Annotated in this window: 10 protein-coding genes; 7 read left to right on the top strand and 3 right to left on the bottom strand. The window is 68.5% G+C overall.

All coding sequences use genetic code 11. From position 1 onward, the window contains the following. Positions 1-90 precede the first annotated feature (90 nt). A complete protein-coding gene (locus tag LJF27_RS25530; RefSeq protein WP_003089677.1) occupies positions 91-1,005 on the bottom strand; it encodes a LysR family transcriptional regulator in 915 nt (304 codons plus the stop codon). A 400-nt stretch (positions 1,006-1,405) separates the two neighbouring features. Between LJF27_RS25530 and LJF27_RS25525 the strand changes: the two genes are divergently transcribed. Genes LJF27_RS25525 through LJF27_RS25515 form a run of 3 tightly spaced genes read left to right on the top strand, consistent with a single transcriptional unit; the run spans position 1,406 to position 4,780 of the window. Then, positions 1,406-3,580 (top strand): FUSC family protein, encoded by a 2,175-nt coding sequence (locus LJF27_RS25525; RefSeq protein ID WP_003143940.1) that lies wholly within the window; start codon positions 1,406-1,408, stop codon positions 3,578-3,580. Continuing rightward, a complete protein-coding gene (locus LJF27_RS25520; RefSeq protein ID WP_003116901.1) occupies positions 3,570-3,779 on the top strand; it encodes a DUF1656 domain-containing protein in 210 nt (69 codons plus the stop codon). The genes LJF27_RS25525 and LJF27_RS25520 overlap by 11 nt, the downstream gene beginning before the upstream one ends. Further along, positions 3,776-4,780, top strand: coding sequence for an HlyD family secretion protein (locus tag LJF27_RS25515; protein WP_003143942.1), 1,005 nt, complete (start codon positions 3,776-3,778; stop codon positions 4,778-4,780). Before LJF27_RS25520 ends, LJF27_RS25515 begins: the two co-directional genes overlap by 4 nt. Positions 4,781-4,816: 36 nt before the next feature. On the opposite strand, the gene LJF27_RS25510 is transcribed toward LJF27_RS25515, so the two are convergent. Next, positions 4,817-5,062 carry a hypothetical protein gene (locus LJF27_RS25510; RefSeq protein ID WP_023116896.1) on the bottom strand — a complete coding sequence of 82 codons (246 nt, stop codon included), beginning with the start codon at positions 5,060-5,062 and terminating at the stop codon, positions 4,817-4,819. Between the two features lie 261 nt (positions 5,063-5,323). On the opposite strand from LJF27_RS25510, the gene ppk2 reads away from it, so the two are divergent. Then, positions 5,324-6,238, top strand: coding sequence for a polyphosphate kinase 2 (ppk2, locus tag LJF27_RS25505; RefSeq protein ID WP_003089666.1), 915 nt, complete (start codon positions 5,324-5,326; stop codon positions 6,236-6,238). 174 nt (positions 6,239-6,412) lie between these two features. After that, positions 6,413-7,426 carry a GNAT family N-acetyltransferase gene (locus LJF27_RS25500; protein ID WP_023116895.1) on the top strand — a complete coding sequence of 338 codons (1,014 nt, stop codon included), beginning with the start codon at positions 6,413-6,415 and terminating at the stop codon, positions 7,424-7,426. A gap of 79 nt (positions 7,427-7,505) precedes the next feature. Here LJF27_RS25500 and pvdS read toward each other — a convergent pair whose 3' ends face one another. Continuing rightward, positions 7,506-8,069, bottom strand: a complete 564-nt coding sequence (gene pvdS / locus LJF27_RS25495) for a pyoverdine signaling pathway sigma factor PvdS (RefSeq protein ID WP_023116894.1) — start codon at positions 8,067-8,069, stop codon at positions 7,506-7,508. Between the two features lie 642 nt (positions 8,070-8,711). Between pvdS and pvdG the strand changes: the two genes are divergently transcribed. Beyond that, positions 8,712-9,476 carry a pyoverdine biosynthesis thioesterase PvdG gene (pvdG, locus tag LJF27_RS25490; protein WP_004349928.1) on the top strand — a complete coding sequence of 255 codons (765 nt, stop codon included), beginning with the start codon at positions 8,712-8,714 and terminating at the stop codon, positions 9,474-9,476. A 72-nt stretch (positions 9,477-9,548) separates the two neighbouring features. Beyond that, on the top strand, positions 9,549-22,577 hold the full coding sequence (gene pvdL / locus LJF27_RS25485; RefSeq protein WP_023116893.1) for a pyoverdine non-ribosomal peptide synthetase/polyketide synthase PvdL: 13,029 nt from the start codon (positions 9,549-9,551) through the stop codon (positions 22,575-22,577). The last annotated feature ends 46 nt before the right edge of the window (positions 22,578-22,623 follow it).

The raw sequence follows: 22,623 nt of genomic DNA, 5'->3' as shown, positions 1-22,623 counted from the left end.
TGGCCGGACGGGGGAGAGACGACAGGCTCCTGGGAGTCTTCTCCGCATGCCCAGTATCTGACCGGAGCCTCGCCGGAATGGTTCGGTCGCTCAGCCGTTGCCCCAGGGCGGGATCGACAGCGCCTGCTGGAGATGCTGGATGAACGCCTTGACCTTCGGCGACATCGCCGCCGCCCGCGAATACATCGCGTAGATCACGTCGTCGAGTGGGCGCAGGCCGGGCGCGGCGTCCACCAGGCGGCCGTTCTTGAGGTCCTCGGCGACGATGAACAGCGGCAGCAACGCCAGTCCCTGGCCGCGCAGGGCGGCGTCGCGCATGGCCTGGCCGTTGTTGCTGCTGAAGCGTCCGCGTGGCGAGACGGCGCGGGGCTTGGCACCGGGGAACGCCGGTTCGAAGGTCCAGACCTGGCTCGGCGTGGCGTTGTTGTAGCCCAGGCACTCGTGCTGCATCAGTTGTTCGAGGGTGTCCAGCGTGCCGTGGCGTTCCGCGTAGTCGGGGCTGCAGCAGACCACCCGCTGGCTGTTGGCCAGCGGCCGGGCGATCAGCGAACTGTCGTCCAGGCGGGTGACGCGGATGCTCAGGTCGTAGCCTTCCTTCTCGAAGTCGGTGAGGCGGTCGTCCATCTGCAGGACGATCTCCAGGCGCGGGTGCTGGCTCATGAAGTCGGCGATGATCGGCGACAGCCAGAGGGTGCCGAAGCTCATCGGGGTGACGATGCGCAATTCGCCGCACAGGTCGTTCTCGCGCAGGGCGACAATCTCCGCGGCGTTGTTGAGTTCCTGCAGCGAGGCCTTGGCGGCCTTGTAGAAGAAATGCCCGGCCTCGGTCGGCTCGACGTTGCGCGTGGTGCGATAGAGCAGGCGGACGCCGAGGCGTCGTTCGAGATCGCTGACACGCTTGCTGATCACCGACTTGGACAGGCTCATGCGCTCGGCCGCCGACGTCACGCTGTTGAGTTCGGCGACGTTGAGGAAGGCTTCGATATCGTCGAAACGCAGGCTCATCGGTGGGCCCACGATACAGTGGCAATCGCTCGACGCATTCTCGGCTCCTCCTGGTCGTTTTCCTTGGGCTTTCTATCCGCTTGATTCGCAAGCTAAATCGATCCAGCCTTGAGCAAGCTTACCCAATCGAAAGGCGCCGCAGCGTTCGTTCTCAGCGAAAACGGTTTTCGCCTGGACGCGCTACCGGGAAGGCCGTCGGGGCTTTTACCCTGTAGCCGCGACTCGTCGCTCCGTGGCCGACCGCACCTGCCCGCCCCCGTAGGCGGCCACGGATTTCCTTGCGCCTTCTAGACTGGAAGCGAACCCGCCGCATGAACCCCGAACGAGAAACCAGCATGTCGAGTCGCTTCATCGCCGCCTGGTCCGCGGCCAACCGTTGCCTGGAGGTGCGGGGCCGGGCATGGAAGGGCTGAAATTCTACGCCCGCTTGCTCTGGCGGCCGCCGCGGGAAACCCTGCTGTTCGCCCTGCGCACCGTCGCCGCCGGGCTGCTGACCCTGTACCTGGCCTTCCTCTTCGACCTGGAGCAGCCGAAGTGGGCGCTGATGACCGTGGTCATCGTCAGCCAGCCGCTGGCCGGGATGGCTCTCAAGCGCAGTTTCGCCCAGGTCCTCGGTACCTTCGCTGGCGCCGTGGTGGCGGTGCTGATCATGGCGCTGTTCGCCCAGCAACCGTTGCCGTTCTTCGTCGCCCTGGGACTCTGGCTGGCGCTCTGCACCGCCGGCGGCACCTTGCTGCGCTACACCGACTCGCACGCCTTCGTGCTCAGCGGCTTCACCGCGGTGATCGTCGCCGTGCTGTCGATTCCCGATCCGGAAAACACCTTCATGCTCGCCGTGGTGCGGGTCACCGAGACCCTGCTGGGCGTCGCCTGCGTGGCCCTGGTCAGCCTGCTCAGCGCGCGACCGCAGGCGGTGGCGAAGGGCTACTTCGCCCAGGTCGACGGCCTGATCCGCAGTACCGCGCGGCACGCCGCGGCGGTGATCCGCGGCGACGAGGGCGACGAGTCGTTCAACCAGCGGCAGATGCAACTGGTCGCCAGCATCACCGCGCTGGACGGCCTGCGCCGGCACCTCTATTTCGACGCGCCGAACCTGCGCCGCGCCGATGGCCTGGTGCAGTTGCTGGGTAACCTGCTGGTGCTGATGGCCTCGCGGCTGTTGCTGCTGCGCCAGCATCGCCTGCTGGTGCGGGCGCACTGGGTCGGGCCGTTGCCGGCGGATATCCAGGCACTGCTGGATCGCGCGTTGCGGGTGCTGGACGCGCTGGCCGAGCAGGGGCGGGCGGTACCCTCCGAGGTGCTGGAGGAGTTCCAGGCGGTGCGCCAGGCCTTCGATGCCGCGGCGACGCGCGCGGAGTCCTACGACGAGGCGCTGAGCCCGGCGCTGCGCCCGCAGGTGGCGATCCTGCGCTGGGAATACGCGCGGCTGTTCCAGCGCCTGGGCGAAGTGCTCGAACTCAACGATGCGATCCAGTCCGGCCGCCAGGCCAGCAGTTTCTACCGCCGTGGCCAGGCGCAGGCGCTGCACCTGGACTGGGCGCTGGCCTCGATGAACGCCGTGCGCGCTTTCGTCGCCTTGTCCTGCGCCGCCTGGCTGTGGATCACCAGCGCCTGGAACGGCGCCCTCAGCAGCCTGCTGCTGGTCGGCGTGATGTGCTCGCTGATGGCGACCTTCCCGCGTCCGCTGCTGGCGGCGCAGAACTTCCTGCGCGGGCTGCTGCTGGCGATCCTGATCTCGGCGGCGCTGCTGTTCGTGCTGTTGCCGGCATCCGCCGACTTCGAGTGGCTGGCGCTGTGGATGGCGTTGCTGCTGTACGTGGTCGCGGTCGGCCTGAGCAGCCCGCTGAGCGCCGGGATCGCCATGGGCATCGGCCTGGAAACCCTGCTGATGGTGGCGCCGCAGAATATCGCGGTCTACTACAGCAACGCTTCGCAGTGGTTCGAGTTCGTCGGCGGCTTCCTCGCCGCGGCGGTCCTCGCCGTGCTGGTGTTCGCCCTGGTCTATCCGTTCCGCGCCGACCCGCGCCTGCGCCGGCTGCTCTACCTGTCGCGCCAGGACGTCGCGGAAATGTCGCGCTGCGAGGCCAGCGAGGCGCAGCGCTTCGCCTTCGAGACGCGGATGATCGATCGCCTGGCGGTGATGGTCGGCCTGCTGCCGGCGAGCCAGGAGCCGACTTCGGCGGAACGTTTCCAGTGCGCCCTGGGCTGTGTGGTGATGGGCGTGGCGTTGAACCGCCTGCGCGAGCCGCTGCATGACGCCGGGGTGGTGCCGCTGGAGTTGCAGCCGCTGCTGGGCGAGGCGCTGCGCGAGGTCGCCGCCTACATAGCCGGCGGCGCGGACGCCCCGCGGCAGGACCTCGCCCTGGCCGCCCTGCGGCGTTTCGGCCGGGGCCTGGAGGCCTTGCTGGCGCAGCCGTCGAAGGACCTCGGGGCGACGCGGCAGCGCTTCATCATGAATGTCGCGGTACTGATCCTGCAGCAGTCGCTGCAACGCTATCGGACGCTGCTGGAGGAGGACCGCGGCGCACCGGCGGTCGTCGAAGAACCAGAAGAGGAGGGCGGACATGCCCGCTGATGTCGAGGTCGGGGGCGCCTACCTGCCGCCGATCGCCCAGGCGCTGCTGCTGGCCTGGCTGATCCTGCTGCTGCTCAACCCGCTGTTGCGGCGCTTCGGCGTGTTGCAGCGGGTCTGGCACGAAGCGCTGTTCCAGGGCGCGTTGTACTGCGCGATCTGCGCCGGTCTGATCCTGTGGATGGGAGAGATGTCCCGATGAACCTGTTGCAAGGCAAATGGCCGCGCCTGGCCACCCTGCTGGCGGTGCTGGTGGCGGCGGCGCTGGTGTTCCTCGCCTGGGAACGCTACACCCGCACACCGTGGACCCGTGACGCGCGGGTCCGCGCCGATGTGGTGACGCTGTCGGCGGACGTTTCCGGGCTGATCACCCGGTTGCCGCTGAGCGACAACCAGCCCGTGGAGAAGGGCGAGCTGCTGCTCAGCATCGATCCGGCGCGCTATGAACTGGCGGTGCTGCGCGCCGAGCGCGCGGTGAACGTGGCGCGGGCGGCGCTGGGCGAGTCGCGCGCGGCGATCGAGGCCAGCCAGGCCCAGTTGCGCCAGCGCCGCAGCGAGGCGCAGCGGCGCTCGGCATTGCAGAAGCGCTCGATGCTATCGGTGGAAGAGAACGAAAAGGCCCAGACCGACGTCAGCCTGGCCCAGGCCGAGTTGCTGAGGAACCAGGCCAGCCTCGGCCTGGCCCAGGCCAACGTGGAGCTTGCCGAAGCCGCCTTGCAGCAGGCCCGTCTCGACCTCGAACGTACCCAGGTGCGCGCCCCGGTCAGCGGCTACGTGACCAACCTGCAGACCCGGGAGGGCGACTACGCCCACGCCGGGGTGCCATTGCTGGCGCTGGTGGACCGCGATTCGTTCTATGTCAGCGGATACTTCGAGGAGACCAAGTTGCCGGGCATCCGCGTCGGCAGCCGGGCGCGGGTGGAACTGATGAGCGGCGAGCGCTTCGACGGGCGCGTGCAGAGCATCGCCCATGCCATCACCGACCGGGAGAATGCCGAGGGCTCGCGCCTGCTGGCGAACATCAACCCGAGCTATACCTGGGTCAAGCTGGCCCAGCGAATTCCGGTGCGCATCGCCATCGATCCCGCCTATCGCCAGCGCAACACCTTGCGCGCCGGCGTGACCGCGACCATCCGGGTGCTGCCCGCGGAGGACACCGCGAAAGTCGATTCCGCGGCGCCCGGGACTGCCGTGCGGCCTTGAGTCAGGCCGAACCGGTCAGTCTGTGCCGGTCATGGCTCAGGGTTGTTCGCGGACGATTTCCGCCAGGTGCAGGATCAATCGCTCGTCAGCCTGGTTGCCGCTCTGCTGGCGGAATTGCCTGGCCTCCTCGCGGGCGCGCTGGAAGGCCGCATCGACGCTGGCCGGGCCATGGCTGTCGCGAATCCACAGGTAGAGGCCCATGACCAGGCTCTGCAGGGTGGCCAGGTCGCTGCTCTGGGCGTTCAGCGCATCGATGAGTTGCTGTTTGGAAAACGCTTGCATGGTTGATCTCCGATCAATGGCGCCGCAAGGGCGCGGTTCGCCCCGGCGGTCGCCGGGGTGCGCGGAGCATGTGGAAAGTGCGGAGAGGCTGGCCAGCTTAGGCCAAGTCATTCAAATGATTAGGGAATTTTCTGACTTTCAGTGACCTTTCGACTGTTTTCGACGGCGGGCGATCGCTACGTTTTCATCGAACCGTCACCAAACCGTCATGAAGACGCGCCTAGCATTCGCGGTATTTCGGCATGACGTGGAGAGCAGCGCATGGACTCCTATGGCGATACCTCGGGCCGCATCGGTCGCGACTGGCTCGATCGACACGACGAAGAGCTGGAGCAGGAACTGCTCGACGACGAGCTGAACCTGGACGAGCTGTTCGGTCCCGAGCAGGAGGATGCGCCCGGCGAGTTGAGTCGGCGCCGCTATTTCCGCGAACTGTTCCGCCTGCAACGGGAACTGGTGAAACTGCAGAACTGGGTGGTGCACACCGGGCACAAGGTGGTGATTCTCTTCGAGGGACGCGACGCGGCGGGCAAGGGCGGCGTGATCAAGCGCATCACCCAGCGCCTCAACCCTCGGGTCTGCCGGGTCGCCGCGCTGCCCGCGCCGAACGACCGCGAGCAGACCCAGTGGTATTTCCAGCGCTACGTCTCGCACCTGCCGGCCGGTGGCGAGATCGTCCTGTTCGACCGCAGCTGGTACAACCGCGCCGGGGTCGAGCGGGTCATGGGTTTCTGCAACGACGAACAATACGAGGAATTCTTCCGCAGCGTGCCTGAGTTCGAAAAGATGCTGGCGCGCTCGGGCATCCAGTTGCTCAAGTACTGGTTCTCCATCTCCGACGCCGAGCAGCACCTGCGTTTCCTCAGCCGTATCCACGATCCGCTCAAGCAGTGGAAGCTCAGTCCGATGGACCTGGAGTCGCGGCGGCGCTGGGAGGCCTACACCAAGGCCAAGGAAACCATGCTCGAACGCACCCACATCCCCGAGGCGCCCTGGTGGGTGGTACAGGCCGACGACAAGAAGCGCGCGCGGCTGAACTGCATCCACCACCTGTTGCAGCAGATGCCCTACCGGGAAGTTCCGCAGCCGCCGGTACACCTGCCGGAGCGCCTGCGCCACGCCGATTACGTCAGGCATCCGACGCCCGGCGAGATCATCGTGCCGGAAGTCTACTGAGCCAGTGGGCGCCGCGTACTTCGCTCACTCGGGTTCTTCCTTGTTCCTCCGGCCGCGCCTCTGGATGACGCTGGCGCCTCGACGCGCGCGTTGCCGCCTGGCTCGCGCGAGCGCTTAAATTTCCTCCTTCACATGACGTTCCTCTGAGAACAACTCCGTGTCTCGAGTCCGATCATGCCTCTGTTGAATTCCCTGACTGTATTGCCGTTGCCTGGCGGGCAGCGTTTGAGTGGCGACGAAACCGATAGCCGGCTCAGCCTTGCCCTGGATGGTGCGTTGCTGTTGCGCCTGCGCCTGGAGCGCACAGACACGGAAATACGGCTGGCGGTGGAGGAGCTTCCCGGCGGCGATGCCGAGCATGCGTTGTGGGCCGCCAGCTACTGGCTGTTCGCCCGCGATCCGGATTGCCAGCGGCTCGTCTGGTCGCTGTCCTGGGAGCCCGAAGAGTCCCTGGCGAAGGGGATGCTGACAGGAGCCGCCGCAGCGGGCACCTATGTCTGCGAGAGGGGCCGGTTCTGGCAGTTGCCATGGCCCTGGCTGCCGCTTGCCCAGCCGTGCTATCCCCAGTCGATGCAACTTACCGATGGAAAGCGTCATCCGCTGCGCCGGCCGAAGCCCAGGGGAGAGGTCTACCGGCGCTTCGATGTGCGATTGGGATGCTGGATATCCTTGCGTACCCTGGACATCGAGAGGGACCTGGAGCGTTTTCATCGCTGGCAGAACTCGCCCAGGGTGGCGGAGTTCTGGCAGGAAGATGGAAGCCTGGAACAACATCGCGAGCGTTTGCGCCAGCTCGAAGCGGATCCTCATGCACTGGGGCTCATCGGCTGTTTCGACGATGAGCCCTTCGCCTATTTCGAGGCCTACTGGGCGAAGGAGGATCGCATCGCGCCGTTCTACGCGGCCGAAGACTACGACCGCGGGATCCACATGCTGGTCGGCGAGGAGGCCCACCGGGGTCCGCACAAGGTCGCCTGCTGGCTATCGGCACTGGTCCACTACCTGTTTCTCGACGACCCGCGCTCGCAGCGAGTGGTGGCGGAACCGCGCGCGGATAACGCGCGGATGATCGGTCACATGCACAACCTGTGCTTCCACTGCGAGAAGGAGTTCGACTTTCCGCACAAGCGGGCGGCACTGATGATCATCGGCCGCGAACGGTTCTTCGAGCGCTGTCGCCTGGCCTGACGGGGCGGGAAGAAGAAGGTCGAGGCGTCCGGCGGACGCCAACAGAAGAACGGGCAGGCGCAATGCCTGCCCTTGTGTCTCAGCGACGTGCGTTCAGGTTCGTCAGATTGTCGCCCTGGCGCTCGGCGGTGACCTTGCGGCAGTGCACCAGGGCGTCGCGGATCATGAAGTTGACCAGGGTCGGCGAGACGCCCAGTTCCTTGGCGATGTCCTTCTGCGGCACGCCGTGCAGGCGGTACATCTCGAAGGCGTAGCGGGTGCGCTTGGGCAGCTCGGTGAGGGCATCCGCGATGTGTTCGAGGGTCGCGTAGTTGATGTGCGAGGTTTCCGGCGAGGCGCCCTGGATCACCACGTTCAGGCCTTCTTCCTCCGGCCCCGAGTATTTCTGTTCGAGCGCCTGCTTGCGGTAGTGGTCGATGGCCAGGTTGCGGACGATCTGGAACAGGTAGCTGAGCTGTGCCTTGAACGACGAAGTGATCTGCGGCGCCGACTGGAGCCTGAAGAACGCATCCTGGACCACATCTTCGGCTCGCGAGCGGCAACCGGTAATGCGGGCGGCGATCTTCACCAGGATCGTGCGGTTATCGACGAAAGCCTGGAGGAGCGGGGTATCGCATCTGCGGGTAGACAGTTGTTCCGACATGGAAATCACCTTGCTGCGGAGGGGGCTGCAGAGCACTGGCGGTGGGGGAGACCCACACATGGCGCAACAAATTATGTTGAATGATAATGATTGTCAATTACGAAGAAATAACCAATCTCACCTTTATTCGTGAATGGTCCGCATGCTGGCAAATAGCCGCTGCGAATGATGGAGGGGAGAAATTCTTCGGCGTTTCAGAAGGATGGCCGCGCCAATGTTGCAGTCATGCGTCGCAGACGAAATTTTTTTAATAATCTTTAGGAATCAGCTAGTTAGAAATCGGTATTGAATGCCTCGCGGCTCCTGCCGGCGTTCCGCGCAAGAACTGCGCGAAGGCGCTGCGACAACCGTCCCCGGCTGCTCCAGGTCGTACATCGCTATCGCCGATGCGGCGATAGCGCCGGGCACAACCCATCAGAATGGATAGGGGTTGGCGTCCTTTCGCGCAATGCTCCGCGGTTGCCCGGAGATTGCGGTTACATGCGCTAATTATTTGCCGTTGTTATCCGTTCCCCTCTGTGACAGCGCGGGCAGGTGCCCGGCGCCCCGGCGTGCGCAGCAGGAGACGGAAATGCCGATCGATCATGGGAAAGCGCTCTGCCCCGGACGAGGGCCACGACAGCGGCGCAAGGAGGTCGGCAGGTGAGCCCGGCCGTTTCCCTGCAATTGTTCTGCCTGCCTTATTCGGGGGCCAGCGCCACGCTGTTCCGCCGCTGGCAGCCCAGCCTGCCGGGCTGGATCCGCTTGCTGCCCCTGGAATTGCCGGGGCGCGGCCTTCGCTTCGGCGAGGCCCTGCATACCGATGCCGCCAGCCTGGTCGCGCAATTGGCCGGCGAGCTGCACGGCACCCTCGACAGCGCTTCTCCCTACGCCTTCTTCGGCCACAGCCTGGGCGGGCTGCTGGCCTTCGAACTGGCCCATGCCATGCGCCGGCGCGGCCTCGAAGGGCCGCTGGCGCTATTCCTCTCCGGCGTATCCCCGCCCGCCGAAAACGATGTCAGCGGCTACCGGCGCGCCAAGGCCGACGCCGAACTGGTCGCCGCGTTGCGCGACTACCGGGGTACTCCGGAGGCCGTCCTCAACGATCCGTCGCTGATGCAGATGCTGTTGCCAGTGGTGCGAGCGGACTTTCTCGTCACCGGCAGCTACCGCTACCAGGCGCATGGGCCGCTGGACGCGGCGCTGCACCTGTTCGGCGGACGCGAGGACAGCCTGCGCAGCGCCGAGTTGCTCGGCTGGCTGCATGAGGCCGGGGGCGACTTCACCCTCGACCTGCTCGACGGGCAGCACTTTTTCATCCGTGAACAGCAGGGGCAGTTGCTGCGCCTGCTGCGTCGCTACGCCGGCCAGCATCTGCTGCGCTGGCACAAGGACAAGGTCCGGGGAAGCATGCGCGCCGCCAGTTGAGGGGCGGCCGCGACGACTGTTTCCGGGACTCACTAGAACTCGATTGCAAGCCGAATTCAGGCAGGAAAACACATGATGGACGCCTTCGAACTTCCCACCACCCTGGTCCAGGCCCTGCGTCGCCGCGCTGTCCAGGAGCCCGAGCGCCTGGCGCTGCGCTTCCTCGCCGAGGACGATGGCGAAGGCGTGGTCCTCAGCTATCGCGATCTCGACCTGCGCGCGCGGAGCATCGCCGCGGCCCTGCAGGCCCATGCGCAGCTGGGCGATCGCGCGGTACTGCTGTTTCCCAGCGGCCCCGACTACGTCGCGGCGTTCTTCGGTTGCCTGTATGCCGGGGTCATCGCGGTGCCGGCCTACCCGCCGGAATCGGCGCGCCGCCATCACCAGGAACGCCTGTTGTCGATCATCGCCGACGCCGAGCCGCGCCTGGTCCTGACCACCGCTGACCTGCGCGAGCCATTGCTGCAGATGAACGCGCAACTGTCCGCCGCCAACGCCCCGCAACTGCTCTGCGTCGACCAGTTGGACCCGGCCGTTGCCGAGGCCTGGGACGAGCCGCAAGTGCGTCCCGAGCACATCGCCTTCCTCCAGTACACCTCCGGTTCAACCGCATTGCCTAAGGGCGTGCAGGTCAGCCATGGCAACCTGGTCGCCAACGAGGTGCTGATCCGCCGAGGCTTCGGCATCGGTGCCGACGACGTGATCGTCAGCTGGCTGCCGCTGTACCACGACATGGGCCTGATCGGCGGCCTGCTGCAACCGATCTTCAGCGGCGTACCCTGCGTGCTGATGTCGCCGCGCTACTTCCTCGAACGTCCGGTGCGCTGGCTGGAAGCCATCAGCCAGTACGGCGGCACCGTCAGCGGCGGTCCCGATTTCGCCTACCGGCTGTGCAGCGAGCGGGTCGCCGAGTCGGCCCTGCAGCGTCTCGACCTGAGCGGCTGGCGGGTAGCCTTCTCCGGTTCCGAGCCGATCCGCCAGGACAGCCTGGAACGCTTCGCCGAGAAATTCGCCGCCAGCCGCTTCGAGGCGTCCAGTTTCTTCGCCTGCTACGGCCTCGCCGAGGCGACCCTGTTCGTCACCGGCGGCCAGCGCGGCCAGGGCATTCCCGCCCTGGCGGTGGATGGCGAGGCGCTGGCGCGCAACCGCATCGCCGAAGGCGAAGGCAGCGTGCTGATGTGCTGCGGGCGCAGCCAGCCGGAACACGCCGTGCTGATCGTCGACGCGGCGAGCGGCGAGGTCCTCGGCGACGACAACGTCGGCGAGATCTGGGCCGCCGGGCCGAGCATCGCCCACGGCTACTGGCGCAACCCGGAAGCTTCGGCGAAGACCTTCGTCGAGCGTGACGGGCGCACCTGGCTGCGCACCGGCGACCTCGGTTTCCTCCGCGACGGCGAACTGTTCGTCACCGGGCGCCTGAAGGACATGCTCATCGTCCGCGGCCACAATCTCTATCCGCAGGACATCGAACGCACCGTCGAGAGCGAGGTGCCGTCGGCGCGCAAGGGCAGGGTCGCGGCCTTCGCGGTCACGGTCGATGGCGAGGAAGGTATCGGCATTGCCGCCGAGATCGGTCGCGGCGTCCAGAAATCGGTGCCGGCCCAGGAGCTGATCGACTCGATCCGCCAGGCGGTGGCCGAGGCCTACCAGGAAGCGCCGAAGGTGGTGGCGCTGCTCAATCCCGGCGCCTTGCCGAAGACGTCCAGCGGCAAGCTGCAACGTTCCGCCTGCCGCCTGCGCCTGGAAGACGGCAGCCTGGACAGCTATGCGCTGTTTCCCGGCCTCCAGGCCGTGCAGGAGGCGCAGCCGCCGGCAGGCGACGACGAACTGCTGGCACGCATCGGCGAGATCTGGAAGGCCCGGCTGGGCGTGGCGCAGGTAGCGCCGCGCGATCACTTCTTCCTGCTTGGCGGCAATTCCATTGGCGCCGCCCAGGTTGTCGCCCAGGTGCGCGACAGTCTCGGCGTTGCCCTCGACCTGCGCCAACTGTTCGAGGCGCCGACCCTGCAGGCCTTCAGCGCCACGGTGGCCCGCCAACTGGCCGCCGGCCTGCCGGCCGAGGCACCGATGGCGCACCTGCCGCGCGGTGTCGACCTGCCGCAGTCGGCGGCGCAGCAGCGTCTCTGGCTGACCTGGCAGATCGATCCGCAGAGCGCCGCCTACAACATCCCCGGCGGCCTGCGCCTGCGCGGCGAGCTGGACGAAGCGGCGCTGCGCGCCAGCTTCCAGCGCCTGGTCGAACGCCACGAAGCGCTGCGCACGCGTTTCCTCGAGCGCGACGGCGCGGCCTTGCAGCGTATCGACGAGCGGGGCGAGTTCGCCTGGCAGTTCGTCGACCTCGCCGCGCTGGCCGAGCACGAACGCGCCGCGGCTGCCGCGCAGCGCCGCGAAGCCGAGGCGCAGCAGCCGTTCGACCTGGAAAAGGGGCCGCTGCTGCGGGTCAGCCTGGTGCGCCTGGACGAACAGGAGCACCAGCTCTGGGTCACCCTGCATCACATCGTCGCCGATGGTTGGTCGCTGAACCTGCTGCTCGACGAATTCTCGCGGCTCTACGCCGAAGCCTGCGGCGGCCAGCCGGCCGACCTGGCGCCGCTGGAACTGCACTACGCCGAGTTCGCTGCCTGGCAACGGCAGTGGCTGGACGCGGGCGAGGGCGCCCGCCAACTGGCCTACTGGCGGGAGCGCCTGGGCGACACGGCGCCGGTGCTGGAACTGGCCACCGACCATCCGCGCACGGCGCGCCAGGCGTCGCCCGCCGCGCGCTACAGCCTGCGGGTCGACGAAGCCCTGGCGCGGGCTATCCGCGAGGCCGCGCTGGACCATGAGGCGAGTGTCTTCATGTGGCTGCTGGCGGCGTTCCAGGCGCTGCTGCATCGCCACAGCGGGCAGGGCGAGATCCGCATCGGCGTGCCCAGCGCCAACCGCCAGCGCCTGGAGACCCAGGGGCTGGTCGGCTTCTTCATCAACACCCTGGTCCTGCGCGGCACGCCCCGGGCGCGCCAGCCGTTCGCCGCGTTGCTCGGCGAGGCTCGCGAGGCGACCCTCGGCGCCCAGGCCAACCAGGACCTGCCGTTCGACCAGGTGCTCGCAGCCTGCGGCCAGGGCGGCCAGTTGTTCCAGGTGCTGTTCAACCACCAGCAGCGCGACCTGTCGGCGTTGCGCCGGCTGCCCGGCCTGCTCGCCGACGAGCTGCCCTGGCACAGCCGCGAAGCCAAGTTCGACCTGCAACTGCAGAGCGAGGAGGACGCTCGCGGTCGCCTGACCCTGAATTTCGACTACGCCGCGGACCTCTTCGACGAGGCCAGCATCCGGCGTTTCGCCGCGCAATACCTGGAGCTGCTGCGCCAGGTCGCGGAAGACCCGCAGCGCTGCCTCGGCGATATCGCCCTGGTCGACGCCGAGCAGGCGGCGCGCCTCGCCGAATGGGGCAGCGCGCCCTGCGAGCCGGCGCGCGCCTGGCTGCCGGAGCTGCTGGAGCGGCAACTGGCGCAGTCCGCCGAACGCGTCGCCCTGGAGTGGGACGGCGGCAGCCTCGGCTACGCCGAACTGCACGCCCGGGCCAACCGCCTGGCCCACTACCTGCGCGACAAGGGCGTCGGCCCGGACGTGCGGGTAGCGATCTGCGCCGAGCGTTCGCCGCAACTGCTGGTCGGTCTGCTGGCGATCGTCAAGGCGGGCGGCGCCTACGTGCCGCTGGACCCGGACTACCCCAGCGAACGCCTGGCCTACATGCTCGCCGACAGTGGCGTCGAGCTGCTGCTGACCCAGGCCCATCTGTTCGAGCGCCTGCCTGGCGCGGAGGGCGTCACGCCGATCTGCCTGGACAGCCTCAAGCTCGACAACTGGCCGAGCCAGGCACCGGGCCTGCACCTGCACGGCGACAATCTCGCCTACGTCATCTACACCTCCGGCTCCACCGGCCAGCCGAAGGGCGTGGGCAACACCCACGCGGCGCTGGCCGAGCGCCTGCAATGGATGCAGGCCACCTACGCCCTCGACGGCGACGACGTGCTGATGCAGAAGGCGCCGGTGAGCTTCGACGTGTCGGTGTGGGAGTGCTTCTGGCCGCTGGTCACCGGTTGCCGGCTGGTGCTCGCCGCCCCCGGCGAGCACCGCGATCCGGCGCGCCTGGTGGAACTGGTGCGGCAGTTCGGGGTGACCACGCTGCACTTCGTGCCGCCGCTGCTGCAACTGTTCATCGACGAACCCGGCGTCGCCGCCTGCGGCAGCCTGCGCCGCCTGTTCTCCGGCGGCGAGGCGCTTCCGGCGGAGCTGCGCAACCGCGTGTTGCAACGCCTGCCGGCGGTGGCCCTGCATAACCGCTACGGGCCGACCGAGACCGCCATCAACGTCACCCATTGGCAGTGCCGCGCGGAAGACGGCGAGCGTTCGCCGATCGGCCGGCCGCTGGGCAACGTGGTCTGCCGCGTGCTGGACGCCGAGTTCAACCTGCTGCCGGCCGGCGTCGCCGGCGAGCTGTGCATCGGCGGCCTGGGCCTGGCCCGCGGCTACCTGGGGCGCCCGGCGCTGAGCGCCGAGCGCTTCGTCGCCGATCCGTTCTCGGCCGCTGGCGAGCGCCTGTACCGCACCGGCGACCGCGCGCGCTGGAACGCCGACGGCGTGCTGGAATACCTCGGCCGCCTCGACCAGCAGGTCAAGCTGCGTGGCTTCCGCATCGAGCCGGAGGAAATCCAGGCACGCCTGCTGGCGCAGCCGGGGGTGGCCCAGGCGGTAGTGGTGATCCGCGAAGGCGTGGCCGGCAGCCAGTTGGTCGGCTACTACACCGGCGCTGTCGGCGCCGAGGCGGAAGCCGAGCAGAACCAGCGTCTGCGCGCCGCGCTACAGGCCGAACTGCCGGAATACATGGTTCCGGCGCAGTTGATGCGCCTGGCGCAGATGCCCCTCGGCCCGAGCGGCAAGCTGGATACGCGGGCGCTGCCGGAGCCGGTCTGGCAGCAGCGCGAGCACGTCGAGCCGCGGACCGAGCTGCAACGGCGCATCGCCGCGATCTGGAGCGAAGTGCTCGGCCTGCCGCGGGTCGGCCTGCGCGACGATTTCTTCGAACTCGGCGGGCATTCCCTGCTGGCCACCCGCATCGTCTCGCGCACCCGCCAGGCCTGCGACGTCGAACTGCCGTTGCGCGCGCTGTTCGAGGCCAGCGAACTGGAGGCCTTCTGCGAACAGGTCCGCGCAGCCCAGGCCGCCGGACGCACCGACAGCCACGGCGCGATCCGCCGCATCGACCGCGAGCAGCCGGTGCCGCTGTCCTACTCGCAGCAGCGCATGTGGTTCCTCTGGCAACTGGAGCCGGACAGCCCGGCCTATAACGTCGGCGGCCTGGCGCGCCTGAGCGGGCCGCTGGACGTGGCGCGCTTCGAGGCCGCGCTACAGGCCCTGGTGCTGCGCCACGAGACCCTGCGCACCACGTTCCCCAGCGTCGACGGCGTGCCGGTACAGCGCGTGCACGGCGATGGCGGCCTGCACATGGACTGGCAGGACTTCTCCGCGCTCGACCGCGACAGCCGCCGGCAGCACCTGCAGACCCTCGCCGACAGCGAGGCGCACCGTCCCTTCGACCTTGAGAGCGGGCCGTTGCTGCGGGTCTGCATGGTGAAGATGGCCGAGCGCGAGCACTACCTGGTGGTGACCCTGCACCACATCGTCACCGAAGGCTGGGCGATGGACATCTTCGCCCGCGAACTGGGCGCGCTCTACGAGGCCTTCCTCGACGACCGCGAATCGCCGCTGGAGCCGTTGCCGGTCCAGTACCTGGACTACAGCGTGTGGCAGCGCGAGTGGCTGGAGAGCGGCGAGCGCCAGCGCCAGCTCGACTACTGGAAGGCCCAGCTGGGCAACGAGCATCCGCTGCTCGAACTGCCGGGCGACCGGCCACGCCCGCCGGTGCAGAGCCACCAGGGCGACCTCTACCGCTTCGACCTGAGCCCCGAGCTGGCCGAGCGCGTGCGTCGCTTCAACGCCGCCCGCGGGCTGACCATGTTCATGACCATGACCGCCACCCTTGCGGCCTTGCTCTACCGCTACAGCGGCCAGCAGGACCTGCGTATCGGCGCGCCGGTGGCGAACCGCATCCGCCCGGAGAGCGAAGGGCTGATCGGCGCCTTCCTCAATACCCAGGTGCTGCGCTGCCGGCTCGACGGACAGATGAGCGTCGGCGAGCTGCTTGAGCAGGTGCGGCAGACCGTGATCGATGGCCAGTCGCACCAGGACCTGCCGTTCGACCACCTGGTGGAAGCCCTGCAACCTCCGCGCAGCGCCGCCTACAACCCGTTGTTCCAGGTGATGTGCAACGTCCAGCGCTGGGAGTTCCAGCAGACCCGGCAACTGGCCGGGATGACCGTCGAGTACATCGCCAACGATGCGCGGGCGACCAAGTTCGACCTCAACCTTGAGGTCACCGACCTCGACCAGCGCCTCGGCTGCTGCCTGACCTACAGCCGCGACCTGTTCGACGAACCGCGCATCGCGCGGATGGCCGGACACTGGCAGAACCTGCTGGAGGCGCTGCTGGGCGACCCGCAGCGGCGCATTGCCGAATTGCCGCTGTTCGCCGCCGAGGAGCGGAAGCAACTGCTGCTCGCCGGCACGGCCGGCGAGGCAGGGCTCCAGGACACCCTCCATGGCCTGTTCGCCGCCCGCGTGGCGGCCAGCCCCCAGGCCCCGGCGCTGACCTTCGCCGGACAGACCCTGAGCTATGCCGAACTCGATGCCCGCTCCAACCGTCTGGCGCGCGTCCTGCGCAGTCACGGCGTCGGCCCGGAAGTGCGGGTCGGCCTGGCCCTGGAGCGTTCGCTGGAGATGGTCGTCGGCCTGCTGGCGATCCTCAAGGCCGGCGGCGCCTACGTGCCGCTGGACCCGGAATATCCGCTGGAGCGCCTGCAATACATGATCGAGGACAGCGGCGTACGCCTGCTGCTCAGCCACGCGGCGCTGTTCGAGGCCCTCGGCGAGCTGCCGGCGGGCGTGGCGCGCTGGTGCCTCGAGGAGGACGGCCCGGCGCTGGACGCCGAGGACCCCGCGCCGCTGGCAGCGCTGAGCGGGCCGCAGCACCAGGCCTACCTGATCTATACCTCCGGCTCCACCGGCAAGCCGAAGGGCGTGGCGGTCTCCCACGGCGAGATCGCCATGCACTGCGCCGCGGTGATCGAGTGCTTCGGCATGCGCGCCGAGGATTGCGAACTGCACTTCTATTCGATCAACTTCGACGCTGCCAGCGAGCGCCTGCTGGCCCCGTTGCTGTGCGGCGCCCGCGTGGTGCTGCGGGCCCAGGGCCAGTGGGGCGCGGAGGAAATCTGCGAGCTGATCCGCGCGGAGGGCGTGAGCATCCTCGGCTTCACCCCGAGCTACGGCAGCCAGCTCGCCCAGTGGCTGGAGAGCCAGGGCCGGCAGTTGCCGGTGCGCATGTGCATCACCGGCGGCGAAGCGCTGACCGGCGAGCACCTGCAACGGATTCGCCAGGCCTTCGCCCCGGCGTCGTTCTTCAATGCCTACGGACCGACCGAGACGGTGGTCATGCCGCTGGCCTGCCTGGCTCCCGAACGACTGGAGGAGGGTGCCGCCAGCGTGCCGATCGGCAGCGTGGTCGGCGCGCGGGTCGCCTACATCCTGGATGCCGACCTGGCCCTGGTGCCGCAGGGCGCGACCGGCGAACTCTACGTCGGCGGCGCCGGCCTGGCGCGCGGCTACCATGAGCGTCCGGCGCTCAGCGCCGAGCGCTTCGTGCCCGATCCCTTCGCTGCCGAGGGCGGCCGCCTGTACCGCACCGGCGACCTGGTGCGCCTGTGCGACAACGGCCAGGTGGAATATGTCGGCCGCATCGACCACCAGGTGAAGATCCGTGGCTTCCGCATCGAACTGGGCGAGATCGAGGCGCGCCTGCTGGAGCATCCGCAGGTTCGCGAAGCGCTGGTCCTGGCGCTCGACAGCCCGAGCGGCAAGCAGTTGGCCGGTTATGTCGCCAGCGCGGTGGCCGAGCAGGACGAGGACGCCCAGGCGGCGCTGCGCGAGGCGCTGAAAACGCATCTCAAGCAGCAATTGCCGGACTACATGGTGCCGGCCCACCTGCTGTTGCTCGCCAGCCTGCCGCTGACCGCCAACGGCAAGCTCGACCGCCGCGCGCTGCCGGCGCCCGACCCGGCGCTCAACCGGCAGGCCTACGAGGCCCCGCGCAGCGTGCTGGAGCAGCAACTGGCCGGGGTCTGGCGCGAGGTGCTGAACGTCGAGCGGGTAGGTCTCGGCGACAACTTCTTCGAACTGGGAGGCGATTCGATCCTGTCGATCCAGGTGGTCAGCCGCGCCCGCCAGCTCGGCATCCACTTCAGCCCCCGCGACCTGTTCCAGCACCAGACCGTGCAGAGCCTCGCCGCGGTGGCCCGGCACAGCCAGGCCAGCCAGGCCGAGCAGGGGCCGGTGCAGGGCGACAGCGCGCTGACGCCGATCCAGCACTGGTTCTTCGACCTGCCGCTGGCGCGCCGCGAACACTGGAACCAGTCGCTGCTGTTGCAGCCGCGGCAGGCCATTGACCTCGGTCTGCTGCGCAAGTCCCTGCAACGCCTGGTCGAACAGCATGATGCCCTGCGCCTGGCGTTCCGCCAGGTCGACGGCGAGTGGCTGGCGCAGCATCGTCCGCTGCGCGAACAGGAACTGCTCTGGCACGTCCCGGTGCAATCCTTCGACGAATGCGCCGAGCTGTTCGCCAAGGCCCAGCGCAGCCTCGACCTCGAACAGGGGCCGCTGCTGCGCGCGGTGCTGGTGGACGGCCCGGCCGGTGAGCAACGCCTGCTGCTGGCGATCCACCACCTGGTGGTGGACGGGGTGTCCTGGCGGGTGCTGCTGGAGGACCTGCAACAGGTCTACCGTCAGTTCGCCGAGGGCGCCGAACCGGCGCTGCCGGCCAAGACCAGCGCCTTCCGCGACTGGGCCGGACGCCTGCAGGCCTACGCCGGCAGCGAATCGCTGCGCGAGGAGCTGGGCTGGTGGCAAGCCCGGCTGGGTGGGCAGCCGGTCGAGTGGCCGTGCGACCGCCCGCAGGGCGACAACCGCGAGGCGCTGGCGGAAAGTGTCAGCCTGCGGCTCGACCCGCAACGTACCCGGCAATTGCTGCAACAGGCGCCGGCGGCCTACCGCACCCAGGTCAACGACCTGCTGCTGACCGCCCTCGCTCGCGTGCTCTGCCGCTGGAGCGGGCAGCCATCGACGCTGGTGCAGTTGGAAGGGCATGGCCGCGAGGCGCTGTTCGACGATATCGACCTGACCCGCAGCGTCGGCTGGTTCACCAGCGCCTACCCGTTGCGCCTGACCCCGGCGCAGAGCCCGGGCGAGTCGATCAAGGCGATCAAGGAACAGCTCCGCGCGGTGCCGCACAAAGGCCTCGGCTACGGCGTGCTGCGCTACCTCGCCGATCCGGCGGTGCGCCAGGCGATGGCCGCGCTGCCCACGGCGCCGATAACCTTCAACTACCTCGGACAGTTCGACCAGAGCTTCGCCGACGCCCTGTTCCAGCCGCTGGACCAGCCCACCGGGCCGATCCACGACGAGCAGGCGCCGTTGCCCAACGAGCTGAGCGTCGATGGCCAGGTCTACGGCGGCGAGCTGGTGCTGCGCTGGACCTACAGCCGCGAGCGCTACGACGCGCAGACGGTGAACGAGCTGGCGCAGGCCTATCTCGCCGAACTGCAGGCGCTGATCGAGCATTGCCTGGAAGACGGCGCCGGCGGCCTGACCCCGTCCGACTTCCCGCTGGCGCAACTGAGCCAGGCGCAACTGGACGCCCTGGCGGTGCCGGCCGGCGAGATCGAGGACGTCTATCCGCTGACCCCGATGCAGGAAGGGTTGCTGTTGCACACCCTGCTGGAACCGGGCACCGGCATCTACTACATGCAGGACCGCTACCGGATCGACAGCCCGCTCGATCCCGAGCGCTTCGCCGCCGCCTGGCAGGCGGTGGTGGCCCGCCACGAGGCGCTGCGCGCGTCGTTCGTCTGGAATGCTGGCGAAACGATGTTGCAGGTGATCCACAAGCCCGGTCGCACCCGCATCGAGTTCCTCGACTGGAGCGAACTGCCGGAGGACGGCCACGAGGAACGCCTGCAAGCGCTGCACAAGCGCGAGCGCGAGGCCGGCTTCGACCTGCTCGAACAGCCGCCGTTCCACCTGCGCCTGATCCGCCTGGACGAGGCGCGCTACTGGTTCATGATGAGCAACCACCACATCCTCATCGATGCCTGGTGCCGTGGCCTGCTGATGAACGACTTCTTCGAGATCTACGGCGCCCTCGGCGAAGGCCGCCCGGCGAACCTGCCGACGCCGCCGCGCTACCGCGACTACATCGCCTGGCTGCAACGCCAGGACCTGGAGCAGTCGCGCCGCTGGTGGAGCGAGAGCCTGCGCGGCTTCGAGCGGCCGACCCTGGTGCCCAGCGACCGCCCGTTCCTCCGCGAGCACGCCGGCGAAAGCGGCGGGATGATCGTCGGTGACCGCTATACGCGTCTGGACGCCGCCGACGGCGCGCGCCTGCGCGAACTGGCGCAGCGCTACCAGCTCACCGTCAACACCTTCGCCCAGGCCGCCTGGGCGCTGACCCTGCGCCGCTTCAGCGGCGAGCGCGACGTGCTCTTCGGCGTCACCGTGGCCGGGCGTCCGGTGGGCATGCCGGAAATGCAGCGCACCGTCGGCCTGTTCATCAACAGCATCCCATTGCGCGTGCAGATGCCGGCCGCCGGCCAGCGCTGCACGGTGCGCGAATGGCTGAACCGGCTGTTCGAGCGCAACCTGGAGTTGCGCGAGCACGAGCACCTGCCCCTGGTAGCCATCCAGGAAAGCAGCGAGCTGCCCAAGGGCCAGCCGCTGTTCGACAGCCTGTTCGTGTTCGAGAACGCTCCGGTGGAAGTCTCGGTACTGGACCGCGCGCAGAGCCTGAACGCCAGTTCCGACTCCGGGCGTACCCACACCAACTTCCCGTTGACCGTGGTCTGCTATCCGGGTGATGACCTCGGCCTGCACCTGTCCTACGACCAGCGCTACTTCGAGGCGCCGACCGTCGAGCGCCTGCTCGGCGAGTTCAAGCGCCTGCTACTGGCCCTGGCCGACGGTTTCCACGGCGAACTGGAGGCCTTGCCGCTGCTCGGCGAGGACGAGCGCGACTTCCTCCTCGACGGCTGCAACCGCAGCGCCCGCGACTACCCGCTGGAGCAAGGCTACGTGCGGCTGTTCGAGGCGCAGGTGGCGGCCCATCCGCAGCGCATCGCCGCCAGTTGCCTGGAACAGCGCTGGAGCTACGCCGAGCTGAACCGCCGGGCCAACCGCCTCGGCCACGCCCTGCGCGCCGCCGGCGTCGGCATCGACCAGCCGGTGGCACTGCTGGCCGAGCGCGGCCTCGACCTGCTCGGCATGATCGTCGGCAGCTTCAAGGCCGGTGCCGGCTACCTGCCGCTCGACCCCGGCCATCCGACCCAGCGCCTGACCCGGATCGTCGAGCTGAGCCGCACGCCGGTGCTGGTCTGCACCCAGGCCTGCCGCGAGCAGGCGCTGGCGCTGTTCGACGAACTCGGCTGCGTCGACCGGCCGCGCCTGCTGGTGTGGGACGAGATCCAGCAGGGCGAGGGCGCCGAGCACGATCCGCAGGTCTACAGCGGGCCGCAGAACCTCGCCTACGTGATCTACACCTCCGGCTCCACCGGACTGCCGAAGGGCGTGATGGTGGAGCAGGCGGGCATGCTCAACAACCAGTTGAGCAAGGTCCCGTACCTGGAACTGGACGAGAACGACGTGATCGCCCAGACCGCCTCGCAGAGCTTCGACATCTCGGTCTGGCAGTTCCTCGCCGCGCCGTTGTTCGGCGCCCGCGTGGCGATCGTGCCGAACGCCATCGCCCACGATCCGCAGGGCCTGCTGGCGCACGTCGGCGAACAGGGCATCACGGTGCTGGAAAGCGTGCCGTCGCTGATCCAGGGCATGCTCGCCGAAGAGCGCCAGGCCCTCGACGGCCTGCGCTGGATGCTGCCCACCGGCGAGGCGATGCCGCCGGAACTGGCGCGCCAGTGGCTCAAGCGCTACCCGCGGATCGGCCTGGTGAATGCCTACGGGCCGGCGGAATGCTCCGACGACGTGGCGTTCTTCCGCGTCGACCTGGCCTCCACCGAGAGCACCTACCTGCCGATCGGCAGTCCCACCGACAACAACCGCCTGTACCTGCTCGGCGCCGGCGCCGACGACGCCTTCGAACTGGTGCCGCTGGGCGCGGTGGGCGAGCTGTGCGTGGCCGGCACCGGCGTCGGTCGTGGCTACGTCGGCGATCCGCTGCGCACCGCCCAGGCCTTCGTCCCGCATCCGTTCGGCGCGCCGGGCGAGCGTCTGTACCGTACCGGCGACCTGGCGCGGCGGCGCGCCGACGGAGTGCTGGAATATGTCGGGCGGATCGACCACCAGGTGAAGATCCGCGGCTTCCGCATCGAGCTGGGCGAGATCGAGGCGCGCCTGCACGAACGCGCCGACGTCCGCGAGGCGGCGGTGGCGGTGCAGGAAGGGGCGAACGGCAAGTACCTGGTGGGCTACCTGGTTCCCGGCGAGACACAGCGTTCCAGCGCCGACTCGCCGGCCGGACTGATGGTGGAGCAGGGCGCCTGGTTCGAGCGGATCAAGCAGCAACTGCGCGCCGACCTGCCGGACTACATGGTGCCGCTGCACTGGCTGGTGCTGGACCGGATGCCGCTCAACGCCAACGGCAAGCTCGACCGCAAGGCGCTGCCGGCGTTGGACATCGGCCAGATGCAGAACCAGGCCTACCAGGCCCCGCGCAACGAACTGGAGGAAACCCTGGCACGGATCTGGGCCGAGGTGCTGAAGGTCGAGCGGGTCGGGGTGTTCGACAACTTCTTCGAACTCGGCGGGCATTCGCTGCTGGCCACCCAGATCGCCTCGCGGGTGCAGAAGGCCCTGCAACGCAACGTGCCGCTACGGGCGATGTTCGAATGCACCACGGTGGAAGAGCTGGCCAGCTACATCGAGTCCCTGGCCCCGAGTGAGATCAGCGAGCAGAAGGCCGAGCGCCTGAACGACCTGATGTCGAAGCTGGAAATGCTCTGATCGGATCCGGCCGCCGAGCCCTTCGCGGGGGGCGATGAAAATGGCC

Origin of the sequence: Pseudomonas sp. 203-8, from assembly GCF_020708595.1 — a bacterium.
Taxonomy (GTDB): domain Bacteria; phylum Pseudomonadota; class Gammaproteobacteria; order Pseudomonadales; family Pseudomonadaceae; genus Pseudomonas; species Pseudomonas aeruginosa.
Note: the sequence above shows the minus strand (reverse complement) of the source record. Positions and strands in the feature narration are given on the sequence as shown.